The following is a 3,566-nucleotide window of genomic DNA, read 5'->3' on the forward strand; positions in this document are numbered from 1 at the left end:
CGCACGGTGAGGCGCAAGGACCGTCGCGTCGAAGCACTGGCGACGGTGCTGAGTCAACTGAAGCCCGGTTCCCCTCTTGTCGCGTCGGTTGCGGATGAGGCTGCGGGAATTGCGCGCAGCATCGAGCAGCGGGATCGGCGAGACGCAGCGCTCGACGCGATCGTCCAGGACCTCGCAGACCTCGACCCTGACCGCGCAATGGAGTTGGCGCTCAGCATCAGCAGACCGAAGTTGCGGGGACGTGCGATGCGGTGCGTCGTGCGGCATATGGCCAAGCGGGGCCCCGAACGGGCATTAGCGATAGCCCGCGGCACCAAACACATAGGCAGCACCGACGGCGTCAAGAACATGATGGCGTGGGAACTGGCGGAAACGGCTCCTGACAAAGCGATGAAGCTCACGCGGAGCATCAGTGAGCCAGCTCGCCGCACATGGGCCCTGTTCCGGGTCGGCCTCACGGGTGCGAGCCGCAGCAAGACCCGCTTGAGGAAGGCACACGGCCGGCTCCTCGCTTTGGCGCAGAGAATCCGCGACCCCCGACAGCCCGACGCAACGCCCTCCCTACGCGCTTTTGCGCTGGCTGCGGTGGCACGAGCCTGGGTCAAGCTTGCCATCCTGCCGCCGCGGGCACTCCAAGCCAAACTCATGAGCGTCGTCCGGGATCTTGATTGCCGCGACACGGTGCGGGTGACGATCGCTGAGGCCGTCGTAGAGCGGGATCCCGAGGCGGCTCTCGGACTCATCGAAGCGATAGACGATCCGTGGATGCGCTACTCGGTCGAGGAGAGAGCCGTTGTCGTGCTAGCTGCCACAGACCCGCAGCGTGCTTTGAGCGTCGCCCAAAGCGGCAGATGCAAGCGCTATCGGCATTACGTCCTCGAATCGGCAGCAGCAGCGCTCGCGGCAGCAGACTCCGATGGCACGCTCGCCGCCATCCAATCAGTCAGGTCAAGGCCCACGCGGATGAGCTTGCTGTACGGCTGGGCGAAACAGGTGACCAAGCAGGACCCGGATCGAGCATTGGCTGTCGCACGGCGGGAACGCGACGACCATGTGCGATGGCACATGACCCGTGGGATCGCCACTGCCCTCGGCGAGGCAGACCTGCGCCGAGCAGTGAGAGTGGCGAGAACGATCCCAGACCTGAAAGCACGGGGCGACGCACTATTCGCCGTGGCCTGGGCCGCGCTGCCTTGAGAGGGTGATCCGTACTGACGCCAGGGCAAAGGCAGGAGGCAGGTCGCCCGGGGCCCTCACAGCCGGGCGTGAGCCGCTTAGGCTGATTCCCTGTCGCGGAGCAACACAGCGAGCGGGCCGCGGTCAGCACCGCGGCCCGCTCTGACTGCAACGCCCTGCTCAGGCGGGTCTATTTCCCCTCGATGACCATCTCCACCGGCTGTGCAATGGCCTCCACCTCGGGGTTATAGTACTTGTATACCCTGGACTGCGGCGTCTTAGCCCGGATCGGGAATTTCGCCCGCACGCCGCAACTGAACTCCAGCGGCGGCTTGGGCGGAATCTCCTCGAGGTAGATGATGATCTGCCGCGCCGCGAGGGTGAACTTCTGGAACACGCCCTTGTCCACCATGCGCTGGAGATCCTCCGCCATCACCTCGAACCCCGGCGGGATGCCCAGGTCAATGATGACCATCTCGGCCACCTTGCCCGTGTTGTTGACGACGCGGACGGAACACGTCGCGGTGTCATCCTGCGCCAGCCGCGTCTTGTCGTAACTGACCGTTATGTCGAGCGCTTCCCGCGGCGGGGCGGCGATCCGTTGCCACGGGATGTAGAAGATACTCACGATCTGGTACAGCGCGCTGCCCTTGCCGGAGAAGCCGATCTTGATCTCGTTCTTGCCCGGTCGCACCAGGCCCTTCAGGTCAACCTGTCGCATCACGTCGTAGTCCTCCGGCGTGATCGCCAGCGCCGCTGCCTGCTTGCCGTTGATGGACACCTTCAACTCGGCGTTGATCTCCTCGGTCGCTTTGCCCATCGCCAGCAGCATCACCTTGAGCGCCCACACCGTCGCCTGCGTCGTGTGCCACGTGCCGTACGAGTCCTTGGCCTGGATCAGGTAGTTCATCGCCTTGTTGGTCAGGCCGATGTGCCGCCCCGACTTGACCAGCGCGTACGCGGCGAGCGCGGTCGTCTCCAGGTCGGCCTTCTCCTCCGCTGCGCCGGTGAACGTCGGCGCCGCGCCCTGCCAGTACGCGACCTTGTCGTCCTCGACCGCCTTCTCGGCCAGCATATCCACCACCGTCTTCCCGTCGGGGTCGTTCGGGTCAATCGTCAGGAACGCGTTCGCGACGACGGCCAGGGCGTACGGATCATCCTGCTTGGCGAAGTTGGCGCGGATGTAGCTCACTCCCTTGCTCGTCGACTCGCCGCGGTAGCCGGACTCGGCGAGCGCCCAGGTAATGTACGCCGCGGTGCGAAAGACATCGGTCTGGCGATTGATGATGCCCTCGGCGATGCCCTCTTTGTCGAGCGGCCACGTGCCGTCCGCCTGCTGCCTCCCGGCCAGCCAGTTCTGCGTGCGCTGGATCACCGCCGGGTCAACCTCGTAGACCTCAGACATGTCCGAGAATTCCATCAGCCCGTACGCGGTCAGCACCTGGTGCGCCGGCGCGTTGCCGAACCACGAGAACCCGCCGCCCGGCACCTCGTACGACACCAACCGCTGATAGCCGACGTTGATGAACCCCTCGGCTTTCATCTGCAGCTCAGGGCTGACCTGCCCGGTCGTCTTCAGGTAATCGAGCACGAGCACGTTCGGATACGTCACCGACGATGTCTGCTCGAAACACCCGAACGGCATGCGCAGCATGCTGTCGAGCCCCTCGACCGCCTGGCTGAAGATGCCGGGGTAGATCTTGACCAGAATGTTGTTTGCCTCCGCGATCGCCTCCTCGGGGATGACGACCGTGCGCGTCACATCGGCGTCAATGCGGTCGTTGACGACCTCGCGGATCTCCTTGCCGTCGGGCACGACTTCGATCTGCCGCTGCATCGCGTCCGACATCTCGCTGCCCCGCGCGGTCACCGTGAGCCGATGGTTGCCGATCTCGTTCACGCGCAGGCGGTAGTAGATCACGCCGACATCCTCAGCCCTAATCGCCACCGACTTCTGCGCCTCGTCGAGCAGCTCGAACCAGTCGCCGGGCTCCAGTTCGAGCGCGATCTCTTGCGCCCGCGGCAGGTAGTTGTAGATCGCCACCGGTATCGACACCTCGTCGTTCTGCGTCAGCGCCACCGGCAGGTCAATGTCAATGAAGAAGTCCTGGAACACCCGCAGCGCCATGTCGCGGCTGCCGAGTTGCCCCTTGAGCGACGACGCCATCGTGCTCATGCGCCAGGTCGTGATCGAGTCGGCCATGGTCAGGTCGAGTGTCGCGCGGCCGCGCTCGTCGGTGATCAGCGCGGGCTCGAAGAACATCGTCTCCGGGAAGTACTGGCGCACGAGCACCGGCTCCGCCGCCGCTGCGCCAGGAGCGGCCTCCGCAGCCACCGCCTTCTCCATCCTGCCTGCCTGGAGGACGGCTGGGGGGCGCAGCATCGCAGCG

At 65.3% G+C, this 3,566-nt stretch carries 2 protein-coding genes; one reads left to right on the forward strand and one right to left on the reverse strand.

Annotation, left to right across the window (positions count from 1 at the left end; all coding sequences use genetic code 11):
- Positions 1-1,197: hypothetical protein (locus tag JSV65_12155; protein ID UCH33323.1), on the forward strand; the 1,197-nt coding region annotated here is incomplete at its 5' end.
- A 169-nt stretch (positions 1,198-1,366) separates the two neighbouring features.
- Here the strand turns inward: JSV65_12155 and JSV65_12160 are convergent.
- Positions 1,367-3,566, reverse strand: a 2,200-nt coding sequence (locus JSV65_12160) for an alpha-2-macroglobulin (protein ID UCH33324.1), incomplete at its 5' end; no start/stop codon positions are given.

The sequence above is a fragment of the Armatimonadota bacterium genome, assembly GCA_020354555.1.
GTDB lineage: Bacteria > Armatimonadota > Hebobacteria.